Annotated in this window: 19 protein-coding genes; 18 read left to right on the plus strand and 1 reads right to left on the minus strand. The window is 69.0% G+C overall.

From position 1 onward, the window contains the following. The first annotated feature begins 53 nt into the window (after positions 1-53). The 7 genes from AC56DV_RS11685 to AC56DV_RS11715 all read left to right on the plus strand — a co-directional run bounded on the left by AC56DV_RS11685 (position 54) and on the right by AC56DV_RS11715 (position 9576). Entirely contained in the window at positions 54-3059 is a 3006-nt protein-coding gene (locus AC56DV_RS11685; protein ID WP_496314443.1) for a type VI secretion system Vgr family protein, read from the plus strand. Between the two features lie 11 nt (positions 3060-3070). Continuing rightward, entirely contained in the window at positions 3071-3589 is a 519-nt protein-coding gene (locus AC56DV_RS11690) for a hypothetical protein (protein ID WP_496314444.1), read from the plus strand. Next, the gene (locus tag AC56DV_RS11695; protein ID WP_496314445.1) at positions 3586-5931 is read left to right on the plus strand and encodes a TIGR02594 family protein; all 2346 of its coding nucleotides are present in this window, start codon (positions 3586-3588) and stop codon (positions 5929-5931) included. Before AC56DV_RS11690 ends, AC56DV_RS11695 begins: the two co-directional genes overlap by 4 nt. After that, positions 5928-6473 carry a hypothetical protein gene (locus tag AC56DV_RS11700; protein ID WP_496314446.1) on the plus strand — a complete coding sequence of 182 codons (546 nt, stop codon included), beginning with the start codon at positions 5928-5930 and terminating at the stop codon, positions 6471-6473. Before AC56DV_RS11695 ends, AC56DV_RS11700 begins: the two co-directional genes overlap by 4 nt. Before the next feature lie 193 nt (positions 6474-6666). Further along, positions 6667-7788, plus strand: coding sequence for a glycosyltransferase (locus AC56DV_RS11705; protein WP_496314447.1), 1122 nt, complete (start codon positions 6667-6669; stop codon positions 7786-7788). Further along, a complete protein-coding gene (locus tag AC56DV_RS11710) occupies positions 7775-8569 on the plus strand; it encodes a DUF2334 domain-containing protein (RefSeq protein ID WP_496314448.1) in 795 nt (264 codons plus the stop codon). The genes AC56DV_RS11705 and AC56DV_RS11710 overlap by 14 nt, the downstream gene beginning before the upstream one ends. 23 nt (positions 8570-8592) lie before the next feature. Further along, positions 8593-9576 (plus strand): GGDEF domain-containing protein, encoded by a 984-nt coding sequence (locus AC56DV_RS11715; protein ID WP_496314449.1) that lies wholly within the window; start codon positions 8593-8595, stop codon positions 9574-9576. Positions 9577-9628: 52 nt separating this feature from the next. Here the strand turns inward: AC56DV_RS11715 and AC56DV_RS11720 are convergent, their stop codons facing one another. After that, positions 9629-9862, minus strand: a complete 234-nt coding sequence (locus tag AC56DV_RS11720) for a hypothetical protein (RefSeq protein WP_496314450.1) — start codon at positions 9860-9862, stop codon at positions 9629-9631. A 255-nt stretch (positions 9863-10117) separates the two neighbouring features. Here AC56DV_RS11720 and AC56DV_RS11725 point away from each other — a divergent pair, with 255 nt between their 5' ends. The 11 genes from AC56DV_RS11725 to AC56DV_RS11775 all read left to right on the plus strand — a co-directional run bounded on the left by AC56DV_RS11725 (position 10118) and on the right by AC56DV_RS11775 (position 21780). After that, positions 10118-11554, plus strand: coding sequence for a SulP family inorganic anion transporter (locus tag AC56DV_RS11725; RefSeq protein WP_496314451.1), 1437 nt, complete (start codon positions 10118-10120; stop codon positions 11552-11554). Positions 11555-11607: 53 nt separating this feature from the next. Further along, positions 11608-11847 (plus strand): hypothetical protein, encoded by a 240-nt coding sequence (locus AC56DV_RS11730; RefSeq protein ID WP_496314452.1) that lies wholly within the window; start codon positions 11608-11610, stop codon positions 11845-11847. An 87-nt stretch (positions 11848-11934) separates the two neighbouring features. Then, positions 11935-14520 carry an excinuclease ABC subunit UvrA gene (locus AC56DV_RS11735; protein WP_496314453.1) on the plus strand — a complete coding sequence of 862 codons (2586 nt, stop codon included), beginning with the start codon at positions 11935-11937 and terminating at the stop codon, positions 14518-14520. Between the two features lie 106 nt (positions 14521-14626). Beyond that, complete coding sequence (locus AC56DV_RS11740) at positions 14627-15934, plus strand: NAD(P)/FAD-dependent oxidoreductase (RefSeq protein WP_496314454.1); 1308 nt, start codon at positions 14627-14629, stop codon at positions 15932-15934. Next, a complete protein-coding gene (locus AC56DV_RS11745) occupies positions 15924-16724 on the plus strand; it encodes a DUF1365 domain-containing protein (protein WP_496314455.1) in 801 nt (266 codons plus the stop codon). Before AC56DV_RS11740 ends, AC56DV_RS11745 begins: the two co-directional genes overlap by 11 nt. Next, complete coding sequence (locus AC56DV_RS11750) at positions 16721-17986, plus strand: class I SAM-dependent methyltransferase (protein WP_496314456.1); 1266 nt, start codon at positions 16721-16723, stop codon at positions 17984-17986. Before AC56DV_RS11745 ends, AC56DV_RS11750 begins: the two co-directional genes overlap by 4 nt. 91 nt (positions 17987-18077) lie before the next feature. After that, a complete protein-coding gene (locus tag AC56DV_RS11755) occupies positions 18078-18611 on the plus strand; it encodes a chalcone isomerase family protein (protein WP_496314457.1) in 534 nt (177 codons plus the stop codon). Further along, the gene (locus AC56DV_RS11760; RefSeq protein WP_496314458.1) at positions 18608-20020 is read left to right on the plus strand and encodes an MFS transporter; all 1413 of its coding nucleotides are present in this window, start codon (positions 18608-18610) and stop codon (positions 20018-20020) included. The genes AC56DV_RS11755 and AC56DV_RS11760 overlap by 4 nt, the downstream gene beginning before the upstream one ends. Then, a complete protein-coding gene (locus AC56DV_RS11765) occupies positions 20017-20589 on the plus strand; it encodes a DUF3833 domain-containing protein (RefSeq protein ID WP_496314459.1) in 573 nt (190 codons plus the stop codon). Before AC56DV_RS11760 ends, AC56DV_RS11765 begins: the two co-directional genes overlap by 4 nt. Further along, complete coding sequence (locus tag AC56DV_RS11770; RefSeq protein WP_496314460.1) at positions 20576-21349, plus strand: SDR family NAD(P)-dependent oxidoreductase; 774 nt, start codon at positions 20576-20578, stop codon at positions 21347-21349. The genes AC56DV_RS11765 and AC56DV_RS11770 overlap by 14 nt, the downstream gene beginning before the upstream one ends. Further along, a complete protein-coding gene (locus AC56DV_RS11775; RefSeq protein ID WP_496314461.1) occupies positions 21346-21780 on the plus strand; it encodes a nuclear transport factor 2 family protein in 435 nt (144 codons plus the stop codon). The genes AC56DV_RS11770 and AC56DV_RS11775 overlap by 4 nt, the downstream gene beginning before the upstream one ends. The last annotated feature ends 2 nt before the right edge of the window (positions 21781-21782 follow it).

Consider the following 21782-nt stretch of genomic DNA (forward strand, 5'->3'; position numbering starts at 1 on the left):
ATCCACTAATACGGTTTAATGCGGCTTCTTCATAATAAGTTTGCAACTTTTCCGTGTTGGAACAAATTTCTCCCGCTATTCTTGCCGGCGCGTTCACGCAGGCCACGCGCCTGCTGCGCCTGACCACGCCCCTGGGACCGGACCGGCTGCTGGCCGAATGCGTGCGCGGCGAGGAGTCGCTGGGCGGCGGCTTCTCGTTCACCGTGTCGGCCTTGTCGCAGGACGCCGCCGTGCCGCTGCGCGCCTTGATCGGCCAGCCGGTGCTGCTGGAGCTCCAGACCACCGCAGCGGACCAGCCGCGCGCTTTCCACGGCCACGTGGTGGCGGCCGAAGCCAACGGCGCCAACGGCGGCCTGGCGCGCTACACGCTGACCTTGGCGCCGTGGACCGCCTTCCTGGCCCGCAACCGCGACAGCCGCGTGTTCCAGGACAAGTCGGTATTCGACATCCTGGACGCGGTGTTCGCGGCCTGGGACGGGCAGGGCAGGCTGGCGCCGTCGTGGCGCTTCGACGTGGCCGACCGCAGCATCCACCCGGTGCGCAGCCTGACCACGCAGTACCAGGAAAGCGACCTGGCGTTCGCCGAGCGGCTGATGGCCGAGGAAGGCCTGTTCCACTACTTCATCCACACGGCCGACCCGGACAGCCCCAGCCTGGGCAGCCACCAGATGGTGATCGCGGGCGACAACAGCGGTTTCAAGCCGAATGCGCAGGCGACGGTGCGCTTCACGCAGCCGGGCGCGGTGATGCGGGAGGACAGCATGGACCGCTGGCGCTGCGAATCGCGCCTGCAAACCAACGCGGTGAACTTGCGCAGCTGGGACTACCGCACGCGCGACGTGCGCGACGTGGCGGCCACGGGCAGCGCCGATGGTTCGGCCCAGGGCGGCGCGCTGCTGGCCATCAGTGACGTGCCGGGCGCCTACGCCTACACTTCGCGCGCGCAAGGCCAGCGCATCGCCGAGAACCAGCTGCTGGCGCTGGAGGCCTCGCGCGAGGTGTACATTGGCGCGGGCACGGTGCGCGCACTGGCGCCCGGCAGTACCTTCACTTTGCAGGATCACGCGCCGGACGGCGGCGATGCAGCCGATTTCCTGATCACCCGCGTAGTGCACATGATGCACAACAACCTGAGCGCGGACCTGAATGCCGGCGCCATGCAGCGCCTGGGCCGCGCCGTGCTGTCGGCCGCCATCGAGGACGAACAGGCATCCAGCCTGCACGCGGCCGGCCGCAGCATCGCCGAGCGGCCGCTGTACCGCAACCGGGTAGACGCCATCCGCAGCAGCGTGTCTTACCGCGCCCGCCTCACCGACGGCCACGGCGTGCTGCTGCACCCGCGCCCCACCGTCAACGGCCAGCAGACGGCCGTGGTGGTGGGCCCGCCGGGCGCCGTCATCCATACCGACCGCGACCATCGCATCAAGGTGCAGTTCCACTGGCAGCGGGGCGACGCGGGACACAGCCGGCTCGCCCATCCGTCCCCGCACGGCCACACCGGCGCACCCGGCGACGACCAGGCCGGCACCTGGGTGCGGGTGGCCACCCCGCTGGCCCCGGTGGCGGGCGCCAACTGGGGCGGCAACGCCGTGCCGCGCGTGGGGCAGGAAGTACTGGTCGATTTCCTGGACGGGAATATCGACCGGCCGGTGGTCATCGGCACGGTATACAACGGCAAGGGGCAGGACAACGCGCAGCACAACCAGCTGGCGCAGGGTGGCGGCGCCAGCACCGGCAATGCGCCGCCGTGGTTCCCCGGCAGCGAAGCGGCGCACGCGCATCCGGCCGCGCTGTCCGGCATCAAGAGCCAGTCCATGCAGTCCAGCCAGGGCGGCAGCGGCGCGTATAGCCAGCTGGTGTTCGACGACAGCGCCGGCCAGCCGCGCGTGGCGCTGCAGCACCACGCGGAGCCGCATCGCGGCACGGCGGAGCTGAACCTGGGCCAGCTGCGCCACCAGACCGACAACCAGCGCTTGCAGCCGGCCGGTTTCGGCGCGGAGCTGAAGACAGAGCACAGCGCCGCGCTGCGGGCCGCCAAGGGCCTGCTGCTGTCGGCCGACGCGCGCAACGGCGGTGCGGGCGGGCAGATGGATGCGCGCGAGGCGCAGTCGCAGACTTCCGCCAGCCAGCAATTGCAAGTGTCGCTGGCCGAGACGGCGCAGGCGCACAAGGCGGGCATCAAGACCGCGCAAGGCGACGCCGAACCGAAGCCGGATGAATTGCCGGCTATCTCGCAGATGGCGCGGACCGCCAAGCTGCTGGACGGCACCGCATCCGGCGGCGCGGCGGGCGGTGGCGCGGGCCGGGCGGCTGCTTTCGGCGACGCGCTGCTGCAGCTGTCCTCGCCGTCCGGCATCGCCGCGCTCACGCCGGCCGACGCTGTTCTGGCTGCCGCCGGCGGCAGCAGCATCACCGCCGCGCAGGACATCAACTTCGCCGCGCAGGCGAACGCGCTGCACACGGTGCGCGACGGCATCAGCCTGTTCACCTACGGGAAGGCCGGCGCCGCCGCGAAGCCCAACCAGGAGACCGGTATCCGCCTGCACGCCGCCAACGGCAAGGTCAGCATGCAAAGCCAGGGCGACGCCACGCGCCTGACGGCGGACCGCGCCATCACCGTTGCCAGCACCAGCCGGAGCGTCAATGTCACCGCCAAGAAGCACATCCTGCTGACGGCGCAAGGCGCGTCGCTGAAGCTCGAAGGCGGCAACATCGAGCTGCTGGCGCCGGGCACGGTCGCCTTCAAGGCCAGCAAGAAGGAGTTGACCGGTCCGCAGCAAAGCAAGGCTGTGCTGCCGGAGCTGCCGAACGAAAAACTGTACGCGGGCCATTTCCAGATCCTGGACAAGGCCAGCGGCGCGGCCATCGCGGGCAAGCTGTATCGCAAGGTGCGCGAAGACGGCAAGGTCTTCTTCGGCAAGACCAGCGAAGACGGCCACACCCGCGTGATCAACACCCGCGCCGAGGAAAAAGTCACCGTCACGCTGGAACACAACGAGAAGTTCCATCGCGCCAAAATTGATGAGGACGACGTGAACAGCTGGTTCTCGCAGGATTAAACGCTATGAAAATGAAATCGATACTATTGGCCGCACTGTGGCCGTGCACCGCGCTGGCGCAGGCGGACGAGATGTCCTGGTACAAGCACGAGATGGACTGCGGCGGCGCGCGCGTGACGGTGCGTACTTACTGTGAACTGGACAGCGGCCCCGGCGTGGTGGCCGAGCGCACCAAGGGCTGCTCCCGCGCCGAGGTGCAGATCACGCAGGCCGGCAGGAAGCCGGCCAGGGGTGATCTGCTGCAGTACGAGCCGGTGGAGGACGACTTCCATTTCGCCGAAACGCTGCGCTGCGTGCCGGCCGGCGGTCGCAAATATCTGCACGTTCAGCTGAGCACCGGCGGCGGTTGCGACACTTGCGAAACCGACGGCGTGATGGGCCTCGACGGCCGCTGGAAACGCTTCGGCGGGCGCTGGATGGCGTCCAAGGCGGAGCGTCGCAGCCTGGAGCAGGCACAAGGCAGCTGGGCCAGGATACCTGAGCTGGATCTGAACACGCCCGTGCGGGATGACAGGCAGGATGCGCAATGACGACGCACTTCAATGAGCCGATAGACAAGAGCAAGGCGCTGTCCGGCACCGGCCGACTTGGGCCGCAAGTGCCGCCCGAAGTGCAGCAGAAGGTGATCGACATCCTGATCGAGGAAGGCCGCCGGATGAACTTCAACAACCGCGATATCGCCTATTACCTGGCGATCGCGAAGCGGGAGTCGGAGTTCAATCCGGATGCGGCCAGCCCGAAAAGCTCGGCGTCCGGCATCGCGCAGATGCAGGACGGGACAGGCAAGACTTACGGCCTGAATGACAGCAACCGCTTTGACGCGCGCGCCAATATCAAGGCGGGGCTGTCGTACTTTTTGAAGCTGAAGCAGGAAACGCAGAAGGATTACGGTTCCGCTGCGGGCGAGTATGAGCCGCTGGTTTATTACCGCTACCATTACGGCGAATTCACCACCCGCAAGAATCTGGCGCCCAAGGGTAAGCGCGAGAACTGGGTGGCCAAGCCGTTCGAAGAGCTGAAGGCGAATCCGAAATACAAGGACTCCAAGACCGTGGTGGATGAGGCGGAACGCCTCGAGAGTATCCTCAATGCCGCGCATGGGCTGGTAGTCCAGCTGAATGACGTGATGGGCAAGCCGATGGGCGGGCGCACGGCGTATGCGGTGGTGAAGAAGCCGAAACCTGCCGGGCCGCCCGCGCCGCCGCCGGCCGCAACCGCATCTGCACCTGCACCAAAGCCTGCCGCCGCGCCAGCAGCCGCCGCGTCCGCACCCACGCCCGCGCCGACACCAGCGTCGACGCCCGCGTCGGTGTCCGAGGCCGCGCATGCATCAGTGCCAGCATCCTCGACTGAGCCTGCGCAGCCGGCAGCACCCGAACCCGACGTTGCCACCGCCGACGCGCAAACCCGCGAGTGGGCCGGCTACGATGCGCCGCCGGATTCCATCGAGTGGGAGCTGGAACTGCGCAAGATCACCACCGATGCGGACGGCAAACTGCCGGAGATCATCACCGACACGCAAGACCCGGTGGTCATCCTGATTCCACGCCTCGACGTGGAAGCCTACAACGAGGCGGTGGGCAAGGACGGGATGCCGGAAGACGGCAACCAGCACGAACTGCGTCCGCGCGACGGCGAGGCGGTGCAGCCGACTCCGCCACCTGCCGCGCCGCCCGCTGCGCCGCCAGCCGCGCCTCCCGCCAAGCCGCAGGCGCCGGCAGCCGCCAAACCGCCTGCCCCGGCGGCGGGCAAGCCCGCTATCGGCAATGTATTCGAGGCTGCGGCAAAGGGCGGCCAGCCAGCCGTCCAGCCCAGCCCGGGCCGCGAAATCACCTTCGACGACATCAAGCTGGCAATCAAGCGCGACCTGGGCTGGAACTTTGTGTTCCACACGTCCTTCGCCTATATCAAGCAATTCCAGACCCGCCCCAAGCTGACCGCTTCACCGCTGAGCGACCCGGCACCAGCCCAGCCTGCGCCTGCGCGCACCCAGGTTATCGGCAGCAGCCTGCCGAACAAGGAAATCAAGAAGCCCAAGACCGAAGGCGAAGTCAAGACCGCTACCGCCACCGCCGTGGCCTCCGTGCCGGCGGCCGGCGACGCCGCCTGGATGCCGATCGCGATCAAGGAGCAGAAGAAGGAGGGCGCTGAAAAGGTGGAGCTGGTGGAAAAGCGCCACAGCAGCGACCCGGCCTGGAAGGCGCAGAAAAAGCTGCGCGACGAAGCCGCCGCCGGGAAGAAAAAGGCGACAGCGGACCTGGCCAAGGAAAAGAAGAAAAAAGCTCCCGACGAAGGCGTGGTAGCGGCGCTGCAGGCCGAAGTGGCCAGGCAGCAGGCAGCCTATGACACGGCCGATGCCGCCATGCTGAAGGCCGAGGAGCAGTACAACAACAAGGACATCGTGCGCTATCTGCAGTCCACCGATTTGAACCGGGACGCGGCGCGCGACGACAACACCCCGTGGTGCTCGTCGTTCGCCAACTGGTGCATGGAGCAGGCCGGCTACAAAGGTACGGACAGCGCCGCCGCCGACTCCTGGGTGAACTGGGGCCAGGAACTCACGGAGCCACGCTACGGCGCCATCACGGTGGTCACGCGGGCGGCCAACCCGGTCAAGTACCACGTCGGCTTTTACACCGGCATGGGCCAGCTGCGGGTGCCGGACGGCGAGGAGGAAATCAAGGACAAGAAGGGGCAGGGCACCGGCAAGATGCGCAAGAAGACCCGCATGGTCAAGGCGGTCCAGCTCATCAGCGGCAATTACTCCGACCAGGTGAAGGAGGCGGCCGGCTGGGCGGTAGACGCGGCAGACAGCGCGGCGACCCATCTGGTATCGTATCGCTGGCCCACCGAAAAGGAAAAGATCAAATGAAATACGTTGTACGCTCCGCGCTGCGCACGCTGGTCCTGGCCGGCGGCCTGGCGCTGTCCCTGTCCGCGCACGCTGCCCCGGCCGCCCCGGCCGCCGCCGCTGCGGACGGCTGCGCACGGCCCGACCCGGCAGCCCTGCGCACGGCATGGCAAGGTTTCCGCAGCGCCATGCTGCAGGGCCAAGCCGAGCAGACCGTGAAATTCCTGCGCTTCCCGCTCAAGCTGCTTTCGCCCATGCGCGGCGACAAGCCGCTGATTGTGACGCGGCCCGTCTTCCTGAGCAACTACGCGGAACTGTTCCAGGTGGGCGCGGGCGACTACGAGGTGGCGCTGCTGACCGACATGAAGAAGAGCAGCGGCAACGAGTACATCCCTGCGCCGGCATTCGACGAAAGCCGCTGCACCTGGGCCAGTCCGGTGCGCATCGCCGACTACAACTTCGGCTACGATAAGAAGACCGGCTGGCTGATCGAATCCATCTATTACGGCCAGGACTACGCGCTCGCCAAGGAGTTCGGCTTCACCCGCGCCACGGCCAAATAGGCCATGGCGGCCACGCCCAGCACCGTATTGATTCGGCGTGGCGGAGGAGGTTGCCAGGCCTGCATGGCGCCCTGCACGCAGCGCTTCCGTTAGCCCGCACACATAGTCCGCAGACACGGTCCGCTAACATGGATGGGCGTGGAACGAATTGGCCGCCGCCGGGTCGAAGCTGCACAGTTGGCTGGAGGGCATTATGCATGTGGTCGATGTAACAATGCTGTACGGGGGCGCCGGCGGCGGGGTCAGCACCTATCTGGACGCCAAGGCACGCTGGCTGCATGGCCACACCGGCGTGCGCCACACCATCGCCAGCCCCAACCTGTCGCGTCATGCCGGCAGGATAGCCAGCGCCGGCCCGCCGTACACGGCGGCGCTGCCGGGCCTGGCCTTGCCGGGTTTGAGCGGCTACCGCCTGCCGAGTTCGGCCGACAGCGCCGCGCGCGTGCTCGCTGCGCTGGAACCGGACCTGATCGAGGCGGGCGACGCCGGGCCCTGTGCCTGGGCCGCGCTGCGCGTCGGCCAGCGGCTGCAGGTGCCGGTGGTGGCCTTCTTCCATTCCGACCTGCCGCAGCTGGTGCGGCGCCGCTTCGGCCCGGAGGCGGGCCGGCTGGCGTGCCGTTACCTGCAGCGCCTGTATCGCGAATGCGACCTGCTGCTTGCGCCCAGCGCGGCCATGGTGCAGCGGCTGGAAGGCATGGGCTTGCACGCCGCGCAGCAGCCGCTCGGCATCGATACCGCCATTTACTCGCCGCAGCGGCGCGATCCCGGCCTGCGCGCCGAGCTGGGCTTGCCGGAGTCGGCGCGGCTGCTGGTGTATGCGGGCCGCTTCAGCGCCGGCAAGCGCCTGGACGTGCTGGCCGCCGCCGTCAAGCGGCTGGGTGCGCCTTATCACCTGCTGATGGTGGGCGGCCGCGTGTGGCGCCGCTGCGGCGCGGTAACGGAGCTGCCGTTCCAGCCTAACCCGCGCGCGCTGGCGCGCCTGCTGGCCAGCTGCGACGCGCTGGTGCATCCGGGCGACCGCGAAACGTTCGGGCTGGTGGTGCTGGAAGCCATGGCCTGCGGCGTGCCGGCGGTGGTCACCAGCGGCGGCGCCGTGGCCGAGCTGCTGCACGGCACCGGCGTGGTGGTGGCGCCGGGCAGCGCCGCCGCGCTGTGCGAAGGCGTGGAGGCGCTGTACCGTCAAGGCGTGGCGCAGATGGGCGAGCAGGCTCGGCGCGCGGCCTGCCCGCGCTACGACTGGAGCCGCATCCTGCCGCAGCTGCTGGAACGCTACCAGGCCTTGCTGGCGCCCGGAGACGCCTGTGCCAGCCGCTGAGCCGCGCGCGCTGTGCGTGTCCATCCACGACGTGGCGCCCGCCACCTGGCCGGACTGCCTGCGCCTGTGGCAGGCGGTGCAGGCGGTGGCCGATATTCCGCTGACCTGGCTGGTGGTGCCGCGCTACCACGGCGACGCGGCCTCGCCGCCGCGGTACGAGGCGGCCCTGGAAGGCGTGCTGGCGCGCGGCCACGAACTGGCGCTGCACGGCTACGTGCACCTGGACGCCGGGCCGCCGCCGCGCACGCCGCGCCAGTTGTTCCTGCGCCGGATGTGGACGCAGCGCGAGGGCGAGTTTGCCGCGCTGGACGCGCAGGCGGCGCAGCGGCTGCTGGATCTGGGCCGGGACTGGTTCGCGCAACGCGGCTGGCCGCTGCACGGTTTCGTGGCGCCGGCCTGGCTGCTGGGCGAGGGCGCCTGGACCGCGCTGCGCGGCACGCCCTTGCGCTACACCACCACCTTGCGCCATTTCCACTGCCTGCATCGGCCTGCCGCCCTGGACGCGCCGCCGCTGCCGGCCCTGTCGCTGCCGGCCTTGTCGCTGCATTACGCGGCCCGCAACCGCGCCGGGCGCTGCTGCTCGCGGCTGGCGCTGGACGCCTTGCTGCCGCTGCAGGCCGGCCAGCCGCTGGTGCGCCTCGGCCTGCACCCGCGCGACGCGCGCCATCCCGAGCTGCTGCGCCACCTGCAGCGCCTGCTTGCCCGCCTGCTGGCCGCGCGCCGGCCGCTGACCAAGGCCGCATTCGCGGAAACTGTTGTGGCCGGATTGCATTTTCGCTAGGATGTCAGAAACACGGAGGGACCATGCTAGCGTCTGTCATGCCACCGAATGAAGCGATGCGCGTCGCCACGCTCAACGCGCTGACCCTGCTCGACGCCAGCCCGGAGGAGCGCTTCGACCGCCTCACCCGGCTGGCCAAACGCCTGTTCCGGGTGCCGGTCGCCAAGGTCACGCTGGTGGGCGAGCACGCCGTGTTTGCGCTGTCCTGCTCGGACCCCGGTCCGCTGGGCGCGCCGGTGCCGCGCGAAGTGTCGTTTTGCAGCCACGCCATCCTCGGCGACGACATCATGCAGGTGCCCGACGCGCTGCTCGACGAGCGCTTCCACGACAGCCCGCTGGTGCTGGGCGAACCCTATGTGCGCTTTTACGCCGGCTGCCCGCTGTATGCCCCGAATGGCTGCAAGCTCGGCACGCTGTGCCTGCTGGACCAGGTGCCGCGCACGCTGGACGAGGAGGATATTGCTCTGTTGCATGATCTGGCCACCATGGTGCAGCAGGAAATGGCGGCGGTGCAGATGGCCACCATGGATGAGCTGACCAAGCTGTCCAACCGGCGCGGTTTCGAAATGCTGGCGCAGCAGGCCATCCATGTGTGCCGCCGGCTCGGCAAGGCCGCCTCGCTGCTGTTTTTCGACCTCAACCATTTCAAACAGATCAACGACACGCGCGGCCATGCCGAAGGCGACCGCGCGCTGGTGACGTTTTCCGAAGTGCTGCGCCATGTGTTCCGGAACAGCGACCTGATCGGCCGGATGGGCGGCGACGAGTTCGTCACCTTGCTGCTGGACGCGAGCCAGACCGACACCCAGGCCGCCATCGAGCGGCTGCGGGCGGCGCTGGCGCGGCGCAACGCGGAAGAGCAACGCGGCTACGACATCGTGTTCAGCGTGGGCCAGGTGGATTTCGAGCCGCAGCGGCACGACACCATCGCCCGCATGCTGGCCGACGGCGACGCCGAAATGTACCGCAACAAGGCGGCCATGAAGGCGCAGCGCAGGCAGCAGTAGCGGCGGCGGGGCAGGCTGCCCGGGCGGCTTTCCAATCAGCCAGGCGAAGCAGCTAGGCGAAGCAGCTCCCCCAGCCGCGCTGGATCTCCAGCTTGGCGTGCTGGATGGCCGCGTCCACCGCCAGCGCGCTGTCGGCGAAGGCGCTCACGCGCGGCGTGCACCAGCTGGTCTTTCGGTTGCCCCGGGAAACGCGGAATTGCGGCCGCCATTCCGTGCCCATCTGCACGGCGGTCGCCTCTATCATGAAGTTGCGGAAAGTGGCTTGCTGTATGGTTCCGTTTTTCATGGCGTTCTCCCTGTAGGACACCATCGTCGCGCATTGGAGGCGGGCATGTCAGTGCGCAAGCGCACATAGAAATGTCCTAATCCATGCGCTTCGGCATGGGCCTCGCTTCGCCGGCCTGGGCGCCATGGTATGGCTGCGCAGTCAGGGCCCGAGGCGTAAGCCGCCCCTTGTCTCTGGTATACTTGCGGCACCCTGCAGCAGCCCACCCAGCGTGGGCTGTTTTGTTTCCGCGCTGCCCACCATCCGCAAGCAACCATGAACACTATCCGCAACAACCTCCTGGCCGGGCTCACCACGTCCTTCGCCCTGGTGCCCGAGTGCATCGCCTTCGCCCTGGTGGCCCAGCTCAACCCGCTGATGGGGCTGTATGGCGCCGTCTTTATCTGCGTCATCACCGCGCTGTTCGGCGGCCGTCCGGGCATGATTTCCGGCGCGGCCGGCTCGATGGCGGTGGTGATCGTGGCGCTGGTGGCGCAGCACGGCGTGCAGTACCTGCTGGCCACCGTGGTGCTGGGCGGCCTGCTGATGGCGCTGTTCGGCCTACTGCGCATGGGATCGCTGATCCGCATGGTGCCGCACCCGGTGATGCTGGGCTTTGTCAACGGCCTGGCCATCGTCATCGCCGGGGCGCAGCTGGAACACTTCAAGCTGGACGGCCACTGGCTGCAGGGCGCGCCGCTGCTGCTGATGGCAGGCCTGGTGGCGCTCACCATGGCGGTGGTGTGGCTGCTGCCCAAAGTGACCAAAGCCGTGCCGCCGGCGCTGGCGGCGATCGCCGGCGTGGGCCTGCTGACGGCGCTGCTCGGCCTGCCCACCCGCACCCTGGGCGACATGGCCCGCATCGCCGGCGGCCTGCCGGCCTTCCACCTGCCCGCCGTGCCGATGACGCTGGAAACGCTGCGCATCATCCTGCCGTACGCGGTGCTGATGTCCATGGTCGGCCTGCTGGAAACCCTGCTCACCTTCAACCTCACCGACGACATCACCGGCACCCGGGGCCAGGCCAACCGCGAATGCGTGGCGCTGGGCGCGGCCAACGTGGCCTCCGGCCTGTTCGGCGGCATGGGCGGCTGCGCCATGATAGGCCAGACCATGATCAACCTCGGCTCCGGCGGGCGCACGCGCCTGTCCGGCGTGGTGGCGGGCGGCATGATACTGCTGTTCATCCTGTTCCTGTCGCCGTGGATCGAACGCATTCCGCTGGCGGCGCTGGTGGGCGTGATGTTCGTGGTGGCGCAGCAGACCTTCGCCTGGGGCTCGCTGCGGGTGCTGGGCAAGGTGCCGCGCCACGACGCGCTGGTGATCGTCGCCGTCACCGCCATCACGGTCGCCACCGACCTGGCCGTGGCGGTCATGTGCGGCGTGGTCATCGCCGCGCTCAGTTTCGCCTGGCAGCACGCGCGCGACATCAGCGCCGAGGTCGACGACGCCGAGCCGGGCGTGCGCAGCTACCGCCCGCGCGGCACGCTGTTTTTCGCCTCCGCCACGCATTTCCAGGAACTGTTTGCGCCGGCCGCCGACCCGGCGCGCGTGGTGCTGGACTGCCGCCACCTGCGCCTGGCCGACCATTCGGCCATCGCCGCGCTGGAAGCGCTGAGCGAGCGTTATGCCAAGGCCGGCAAGCGGCTGGAACTGACGCACCTGTCCGAACGCTGCGCCGCGCTGCTGCAGCGGGCCGGCGCGGCGGTGTAGAATGCGCCGCATATTGATAGGGCATTTGATAGGCATTTGATAGGGGATCCGCCATGAACACCATTTTCGCCGCGCCGGTATTCGACGCCACCGTTATCTTCGAAGGCAATGAACTCTTCAAGGGCCAGGGCGCCGCGCGCATGTGGGCCGAAAAGCTGGCCAAGGAACTGGAAACGCCGATTGACGTGCGCAAGATCGGCACAGGCTGGGCGCTGTTCGGCAGCGTGGACGGCGCCGACTGCGTGTGGGCCATCCACGGCCAGCGCCTGAAGCGCATCGAAGCGCAGGGCTAAGGCCGCAAGCCTCCCTCCGCCACCGTTCGCTTGCGCACAGACGCGCGGCGTGCCGCCGTGCAGGCTGGCGTTTCACAAGGAGGCGATATGGCGATACCCGGCGGGGCGGACCAGGGCTACGTGCGCGTGCGCGGCGCCCGCGAGCACAATCTGCAGGACGTGAACGTGGACATCCCGCGCAACGCGCTGGTGGTGTTCACCGGCATATCCGGCTCGGGCAAATCGTCGCTGGCGTTCGGCACGCTGTATGCGGAGGCGCAGCGGCGCTACCTGGAATCGGTGTCGCCTTATGCGCGGCGGCTGTTCCACCAGATGGCGGTGCCCGAGGTGCAGTCCATCGAAGGCTTGCCGCCCGCCGTGGCGCTGCAGCAGCAGCGCGGCGCGCCCACCACGCGCTCGTCGGTCGGCAGCGTCAGCACCTTGTCCAACTCCCTGCGCATGCTGTATTCGCGCGCCGGCGACTATCCGCCGGGGCAGGAGCTGCTGTATGCCGAATCGTTCTCACCGAACACGCCGCAAGGCGCATGCCCCGAATGCCACGGGCTGGGGCGCGTGTACGAAGCCACCGAAGCGTCCATGGTGCCGGACGACAGTCTCACCATCCGCGAACGCGCGGTGGCCGCCTGGCCCACCGCCTGGCACGGCCAGAACCTGCGCGACATCCTGGTGACCCTGGGGTACGACGTGGACAAGCCGTGGCGCGAAATGAGCCGCAAGGACCGCGAGTGGATACTGTTCACGGACGAGCAGCCCACGGTGCCGGTGTATGCGGGCCTGGAGCCGGCCGAGGCGCGGCGCGCGCTCAAGCGCAAGGAGGCGCCGAGCTACCAGGGCACGTTCACCGGCGCCCGCAAATACGTGCTGCAAACCTTCGCCACCACCGAGAGCGCGTCGATGAAGAAGCGCGCGGCGCAGTATATGGTCAGCACCGAGTGCCCGGCCTGCCGCGGCAAGCGGCTGCGGCCCGAGTCGCTGTCGGTCACGTTCGCGGGGCTGGATATCGGCGCCATCGCGCACTTGCCGCTGCGGCGGCTGGCCGGGCTGCTGCAGCCGTACGCGGAAGGACGGCCGCCGGCCGGGGGCAAGCGCGCAGCGGCGCTGCATCCCGAGAAGGCGATCGTTGCGCAGCGCATCGCCCAGGACCTGGCGGCGCGGCTGGAGGTGCTGCTGGACCTGGGGCTGGGCTATCTGAGCCTGGACCGCAGCACGCCGACCCTGTCGCCGGGCGAGCTGCAGCGTTTGCGCCTGGCTACGCAAGTGCGTTCCAGCCTGTTCGGCGTGGTGTATGTGCTGGACGAGCCGTCCGCCGGGCTGCACCCGGCCGACACCGAGGCGCTGCTGCGGGCGCTGGACCGGCTCAAAGCGTCGGGCAACTCGCTGTTCGTGGTGGAGCACGCGCTGGACGTGATACGCCGCGCGGACTGGATCGTCGACGTGGGGCCGCAGGCGGGCGAGCATGGGGGCCACGTGCTGTACAGCGGGCCGCCGCCGGGGCTGGAGCAGGTGGCGCAGTCGCACACGGCGCGCTACCTGTTCGGCAAGGCCGCGCGGCCGGCCAGGGCGCTGCGCAAGGCGGCCGGCTGGCTCAAGCTGCGCGGCGTGGTGCGCAACAACCTGTGCCGCGTGGATGCGGACTTTCCGCTCGGCGTGCTCACCAGCGTGAGCGGCGTGTCCGGCTCGGGCAAGTCCAGCCTGGTGAGCCAAGCGCTGGTGCAGCTGGTGGCCGCGCAGCTGGGGCAGGATGCCGCGCCGGCCGACGAGGGCGACGATCCGTTCCTGGGCATGGGCATGGCCGCCGCCGATGGCGACAGCGTTGGCGGCGGCTCCGGCGCAGGCGGCGTGCTGCAGGGGCGCATCGCGGGCGGAGCGGCGGGGCTTGGCGGCTTGCGGCGCCTGGTGCAGGTGGACCAGAAGCCCATCGGCCGCACGCCGCGCTCCAACCTGGCCACCTACACCGGCCTGTTCGACCATGTGCGCAAGCTGTTCGCCGCTACCAAGGCCGCGCGCGCCCGCCATTACGATGCCGGCCGCTTTTCCTTCAACGTAGCCAAGGGCCGCTGCGACAACTGCGCGGGCGAGGGCTTCGTCATGGTGGAGCTGCTGTTCCTGCCCAGTGTGTACGCGCCTTGCCCGGTGTGCCACGGCGCGCGCTACAACGCCAAGACGCTTGAAGTGCGCTACCGCGAACGCAACGTGGCCGAGGTGCTGGGCATGACGGTGGACGCGGCGTGGGAGTTTTTCGCCGGCGAGCCGCCGCTGCGGCGCGCACTGGACGTGCTGCGCGAAGTTGGCCTGGGCTACCTCAGGCTGGGCCAGCCCGCCACCGAGCTGTCCGGCGGCGAGGCGCAGCGCATCAAGCTGGCCACCGAATTGCAGCGCACCGGGCGCGGCAGCACCTTGTACGTGCTTGACGAGCCGACCACGGGGCTGCACCCGGCCGATATCGAGCGGCTGCTGGCGCAGCTGCATGGCCTGGTCGATGCGGGCAATACGGTGGTGGTGGTCGAACACCATATGCAGGTGCTGGCCGATAGCGACTGGATTATCGACGTCGGCCCCGGCGCGGGCGAGGACGGCGGCGCCATCGTGGCGGCGGGCGTGCCGGCCGAGGTGGCGCAGGCTGCCGGCAGCCGTACCGCAGTCTATCTCAGGCCTGCAATGACCCGCAATTGAACTGGAAATGTAATCGTTTTAGCCGGGGATCTCTGGACTTGACCCGTAGTTGTCCGTAATGTTGCGGTAGGCATGCAGTTCATTCCTACAACACAAGGACAGAGTCATGAAGATAGCCGTAGTGGGGGCCGGGATTGCCGGGCTGGCGTGCGCGCACCGGTTGGCGCAGCTGGGCCAGGACGTGACGCTGTACGAGGGCGGCGGCTGGTTCGGTGGACACAGCAACACTGTCGACGTGACGCTGGACGGCGTGACCCACGGCGTCGATACCGGCTTCCTGGTCTATAACAACACCACCTATCCACATCTGACGCGCCTGTTCGCCGACCTGGGCGTGGAGACGGCCGGCACCGACATGTCCTTTTCGGTGAAGCTGCCGCTGGGCGGCGGGCAGCTGGAATGGGCAGGCGCCAACCTGGGCACGGTCTTTGCGCAGCGCCGCAACCTGCTGCGGCCCGCCTTCCTCGGTATGCTGCGCGACATCCTGCGTTTCAACCGGGCCGCCACCGCGCTGGCCACGGAGTGCGCGCCGGGCAGCGGCCTGGCCGCCACGGGCAAGCTCGCGCTCGGCCATTACCTCGACCTGCATAACTACGGCCAGGCCTTCTGCGACTGGTACCTGCTGCCGATGGCGGCCTGCATCTGGTCCTGCCCGACCGGGCAAATGCTGGAGTTTCCGCTGGCAAGCTTCGTGCGCTTCTGCCACAACCACGGGCTGCTGCAAGTGAGCGGGCGCCCGCAATGGCGCACTGTGGCGGGCGGCTCGCGCGAATACGTGCGGCGCATGCTGGACGGCATACCGCAACGCCGCCTGAACACGCCGGTGCGGCTGGTGCGGCCCATGCCGGGCGGCGGAGCGCTCTCGGTGGCGCTGCGCACCGATACCGGGACGGAGATGTTCGACGAAGTGGTGCTGGCGTGCCACAGCGACCAGGCGCTGGCTTTGCTGGAACGGCCCGGCAAGGCCGAGCGGGAGGTGCTCGGCGCCATCCGCTACCAGTCCAACCGCGCCGTGCTGCACACGGACAGCAGTTGCCTGCCTGCGCGGCGCAAAGCCTGGTCGGCCTGGAATTACCAGGGCGGCGAAGATGAATATGGCGAGCCGCGCGTGTGCGTGCACTACCTGCTCAATATGCTGCAGCCGCTGCCGTTCACCACGCCGGTGATGGTATCGCTCAATCCGATCGCGGCGCCGGCGCCGGGGAGCGTGCTGGCCAGCTTCGACTATGCGCACCCGGTGTTCGACCAGCGCGCAGTGAGTGCGCAGGCGCGCCTGCCGTTGCTGCAGGGCGAGGGCCATGTCTGGTACGCAGGCGCCTGGACTGGTTATGGTTTCCACGAGGACGGGCTGAAGTCCGGCCTGCAGGCGGCCACCGCGCTGGTGCAGAAATCGGTGCTGAGCCATGCCGCATAAGGAACCCGACGCTATCCAGCTGTGCCTGGGACAGGTGCGCCACAAGCGCTTGCGGCCGGTGCGCAATGCGTTCAGCTACGGCGTGTTCTATCTGCGCGTGCCGGTGCATGCGCTGGCGCACGGCCTGCCGGCGCTGCGCTGGTTCTCTCGCAACCGGTTCAACCTGCTGGCTTTCCACGATGCCGACCATGGCGACGGCACGCAGCCGCTGCACGCGTGGATAACTGCGCTGCTGCAGCGGCACGGCGTGCGCGACGCTGACGGGCAGGTATGGCTGCAAACCATGCCGCGCGTGCTCGGCTATCTGTTCAATCCGGTGTCGTTCTGGTTTTGCCACCGTGCCGACGGCAGCCTGCGGGCGGTGCTGTGCGACGTGCGCAATACCTTCGGCGAGCGGCATATGTATTTGCTGGAGAACGGTGGCGCCATCGGCAATGGCGCCCTGCTGCAGGCGGAGAAGTCATTCCACGTGTCGCCCTTCCTGCCGCTGCGCGGCAGCTACCGCTTCCGCTTTGTGCGCGCGCAGGGCAAGGCGGAGGGCAGCGCCCGGGGCGAGCGGCAGCTGGCCTGCATCGACTACCTGGACGGCGGCGAACTGGCGCTGTCCACCAGCATCAGCGGCACGGCGCAGCCGCTCAGCGATGGCGCCGTGCTGCGCGCCTGCGCCACGCATCCGCTGCTCACGCTGGGCGTGATGGCCAGGATCCACTGGCAGGCGCTGCGCCTGTGGTGCAAGCGCGCTCCCTTCTTTAGCAAACCCGCAGCACCCACAGAGGAAATTTCGAAATGACTACCCCATTGCCGATGACAGGCTGCGTCCTGAAGCGCGCATCGTCCGCGCACGGCGCCGGGCGGCCCGCTGCAAATCCAGGGCTTCCCACCGCGGCGCGCGTGCTGCTGGCGGCGCTGTCCCGCATCCGCCACGGCGCGCTGCTGCTGCAATCGCCCGATGGCGCCACTGCGCTGTACGGCGAAGGCGCAGCGCCCATCACGCTGCAACTGGCGAACTGGAAGCTGTGCGGCGCCGTGCTGCGCTCGGGCGACATCGGCCTGGCCGAGAGCTTCATCGCCGGCGACTGGAGCACCGACAATCTGCCCGGCCTGGTAGAACTGCTGGCGCGCAACCGCGCGGAGCTGGAGTCGCTGGTGTATGGCAGCTGGTGGGGGAGCCTGCTGTACCGCGTACGCCATCTGCTGAACCGCAACTCGCGGCGCGGCAGCAGGAAGAACATCCACGCGCACTACGACCTGGGCAACGCCTTCTACCAGCGCTGGCTGGACCCGTCCATGACCTATTCCAGCGCGCTCTTCCTGGAGCCGGACATGAGCCTGGAGCAGGCGCAGGCGGCCAAGTACGGCCGCATCCTGGCGCAGCTGCAGGTGGCAGAGGGCGCGCGGGTGCTGGAGATTGGCTGCGGCTGGGGCGGATTCGCCGAGACGGCGGCGCGGGCAGGCGTGCATGTGACGGGGTTGACACTGTCACGCGAACAGCTGGCTTACGCGCAGGCGCGGCTGGCTGCGGCGGGGCCCGCCGGGGAGGGGCTGACTGCGCTGGCCGACCTCCAGCTGTGCGACTACCGCGACGCCGCCGGCCAGTACGACGCCATCGCTTCCATCGAAATGTTCGAAGCCGTGGGGCAGCAGTACTGGCTCGAGTATTTCGCCTGCGTGGCACGCAACCTGAAACCGGGCGGGCGCGCGTGCGTGCAAACCATCACCATCGCTGACGAGCTGTTCGAGCGCTACAGCAAGGGCACGGACTTCATCCAGCAATACATTTTCCCCGGCGGGATGCTGCCGTCGCAAGCCGTGTTCCGGCGGCACGCGGCGCAGCACGGGCTGCGGGTCGAGCGAGAGCTGCGCTTCGGCCGCGACTACGCGGAGACGCTGCGCCGTTGGCGCGCTGCCTTCCTGCACGAGCGGGAGCACATCGAGCCGCTCGGCTTCGACCTGCGCTTCATGCGCACCTGGGAGTTCTACCTGGCCTACTGCGAAGGCGCCTTCGAAGCGGGCAATACCGACGTGGTGCAATTCACCCTGGTGAAGGACTGACATGGATCCCGGGCGGGCGTGGCCGCATGCGCGTGCATGGACATGGGCATGGGCTGCGCGGCTGCTGGCAGCCGGCAGTCTGGCAGGCGGCATGCTGGCTGCCGGCGCAGGCGCTGCGGCGGCAGCGCCGCCGGTGCCGCTGGCAATCGTGGAGGACCTGCAGCCGTTGCGGCTGGCAGGCGAGGGCGCTTACCGCTATTTCGGCTTGCTGATCTACGATGCGCGCCTCTGGGTGGGGCCGCAGGGCTACCGCGACAGCGACCCGGGCGCCGCGCCGTTCGTGCTGGAGCTGCGCTACGCGCGCGCCTTGCAGGGCAACCGTATCGCCGAAGCCAGCGCCGCCCAGATGGAGAAAATCGGCGTGGGCAGCGAGGCGCAGCGCAAGGCCTGGCTGGAAGTCATGCGCGGACTGTTCCCCGACGTCCGCGACCACGACCGCATCGCCGGCCGCTATATGCCGGGACAGGGCGTGCGCTTCTACCTGAACGGGGCGCCGCTGGCCGGCCGCCAGGACGCGATGGATGACCAATTCGCCCAGGCCTTCTTCGCCATCTGGCTCTCGCCCCGCACTACGGCGCCGTCGCTGCGCAAGGCGCTGCTGCGCAACGCGGCGCCCACGCCATGAGCACGCGCCCGCCTCGGCCTCCGCCGCATCCATCCCCGCATCCATCGCAGCATCAATCGCAGCGCCCGCACGCCGTCGGCCGGGACGCCGCTTCCTGCCTGGCGTGGCCGGCGGTTCCCTGCTACGCGTTGTTCGCGCTGCCGCTGGCAATGGTGGCGCTGCCCGTATATCTGTTTGCCCCGCCTTTGTACGTGCGCGGCGGCGGCCTGGCGTTGGCGCAAGTGGGGGCGGTGCTGCTCGCGGTGCGCGTCCTCGCTGCGCTGGCCGATCCGCTGTTCGGCTGGTGGATGGCGCACAACCGGCGCGGCTATGCGTGGCATGCGGCGCTGTCGCTGCCGCCGCTGCTGGCCGGCTACGTTGCACTGTTCCATCCGCCCGCGCTATCCGGCGGCGGCTTGCTGGCATGGTTCGCCGCCGCGCTGATGCTGGTGTATCTGGGCTACGGCCTGGCCACCATAGCGCACCAGAGCTGGGGTGCTGCCATTGCAACGCGGCCGTCGAGCCGCGTGCGCCTGATGTCCGCCCGCGAAGGCTGCGGCCTGTTAGGCGCCGTGCTGGCGGCCGGGTGCAGCGGCTTGCTTGGCTATGGGGCGCTGGCGCTGGTGTTCTGCGCCTGCCTGCTGCCCGCCGCGTGGCTGCTGCTGCGCCGCGCGCCCCGGCCCGGCGGCGCTGAACCCGGGGCGCCGTCCAACGGTCTGGCCGCCCTGGCCGCGCCGTGGGGCGAGCCGCGCTTCAGGGCGCTGTTCGCCGTCTACGCTGTGAGCGCACTGGCAGGCGCGGTGCCCGCCACGCTGTTCGTATTCTTCGCTGCCGACCGCCTGCGCCTGCCGGACGGTTGGGCCGGGCCGCTGCTGGTGCTGTACCTGCTGGCCGCTGCCGCCTCGATGCCGCTGTGGTCTTTCCTTGCGCGGCGCTGGGGAGAAGTCGCCGCATGGCAGGCCGGCATGCTGCTGTCGGCGCTGATCTTCATCTGGGCATACGCGCTGGGCCCGGGGGACGGCGCCGCGTTTGCCGCCATCTGCGTGCTGACCGGGATCGCCGGGGGCGCGGACCTGGCGCTGCCGCCGGCCTTGCTGGCCGGCCTGATTGCGGCATCAGGGCGGGCCGGCGGCGAACATGCCGAAGCCGCCGAACCTGCCGTGGCCGGCGCACCCCCGGCCGCGCCGTACTTCGCGTGGTGGAACTGGTGCGCGCAGCTCGCGCTGGCGCTGGCCGCCGGCGCCACGCTGCCCTTGCTTGCCTTGGTCGGCTACCAGCCCGGCGGCGCGGCGGGGCTGGAGCCGCAAGGCACAGGCGCCCTGGCCGCCGCGTACGCGCTGCTGCCCTGCGGACTGAAACTGCTGGCCTGGATGATGCTGATGCGCGCCGCCAAGGGCAGCCTGAAAAACTTGAACGGGAGAGAAGCATGAGGGTGAAACTATTGCGCGCCTGCCTGGCCGGCGCCGCCGTGAGCGCGCTGTTCGGCGGCCTGCTGGCCGGCTGCGCCGCTCCGGAACCTGCCCGCTACGCGGCGGAAACGCCGGTGCTCGATGTGCAGCGCTATTTCAACGGCCGCGTGCTTGCCTACGGCATGTTCCAGGACCGCAGCGGCACGGTGAAGAAGCGCTTCACGGTCACCATGCTGTGCAGTTGGCAGGGCGACACCGGCACGCTGGACGAAGAGTTCCTGTATGCCGACGGCACGCGCCAGCGCCGCGTATGGACCTTGCGCAAGACCGGCCCGGGGCGCTACAGCGGCACGGCGGCGGACGTGGTGGGCGAAGCGCAGGGCGTGGTGGCGGGCAACGCGCTGCGCTGGAACTACGTGCTGGCGCTGCCAGTGGACGGCAAGACAGTCAATGTCGACTTCGAGGACTGGATGTTCATGATCGACGAAAACGTGATGCTGAACCGGGCCGCCATGAGCAAGTTCGGCATCAACCTTGGCTCGGTCACGCTGTCGTTCAGCAAACAGAAGGACGGCGATGGCGCTCAATAGGCCGATAAGCGGCTGGCAGGGCCGTTGCGTGTGGATCATCGGCGCATCGAGCGGCATCGGCGCGGCCACCGCGCGGCTGCTGCTGGAACGCGGCGCGGACGTGGCGCTGTCCGCGCGCCGCGCGCCGCTGCTGGATGCGCTGTGCCAGGGACAGGCGCGCGCGCTGGCGGCGCCGCTCGATATCACCGATGCGGCCAGCGTGCATGCCGCCCGCGAGCGCATTCTGCGCCACGGCTGGCGGATCGACCTGGTGCTGGTGGTGGCGGGCGGCTACCACGCCATGCGCGCGGACGGTTTCAGCCTGGAGCAGGCCAACCGCCTGCTGGACCTGAATCTGCGCGGCGTGTACAACTGCCTCGACGCGGTGCTGCCGGTTTTGCTGGAACAGGGCAACGGCGGCATCGGCATCGTGGCTTCCGTGGCGGGCTATGGCGGGCTGCCGAAGGCGCTGGCGTACGGGCCGACAAAGGCCGCGCTGATCAACCTGGCCGAGACGCTGTACCTGGACCTGGCGCCGCGCGGCATCGGCGTGTACCAGATTAACCCGGGCTTCGTGGCCACGCAGCTCACGGCAGGCAACGACTTCGCCATGCCGGCGCTAATGACGCCTGAAGCGGCGGCGCAGGCGCTGGTGCGCGGCCTGGAGCGCGGCCGCTTCCACATCCATTTCCCGCGCCGCTTCAGCAACAGCCTGCGCCTGTTAAGGCTGCTGCCCTACAGCGCCTACTTCTGCATCGTACGCAAGGTGACCGGACTATGAACGAACAACAGCATCAATCCATGCAGCGCCTGGTGCGCTTCTACGAAACCCTGGAGCCGGGCGCGCTGGGCCAGGTGCGCGACGTGTATGCGCCGGACGCGTTCTTCAAGGACCCTTTCAACGAAGTGCGCGGGCAAGACGCCATTATCCGCATTTTCGAGCACATGTATGAGCAAGTGGCCGAGCCGCGCTTCCTGGTGCAGCAAAGCCTGGTGCAAGGCGGGCAGGGTTTCCTGACCTGGGAATTGCGCTTCCGCATGCGGCGCCTGCATGGAAGGCAGACCATACGCGGCGCCTCGCACGTTGAATTCGGCGCGGACGGGCGCGTGACCATGCACCGCGACTACTGGGACGCGGCCGAAGAGCTGTACGAGAAAATTCCGCTGCTGGGCGGCTTCATGCGGCTGCTCAAGCGCCGCGCCAGCCGCTGAGC

This window comes from Massilia sp. BGA-UO-ETr-WB1 (genome assembly GCF_059567845.1).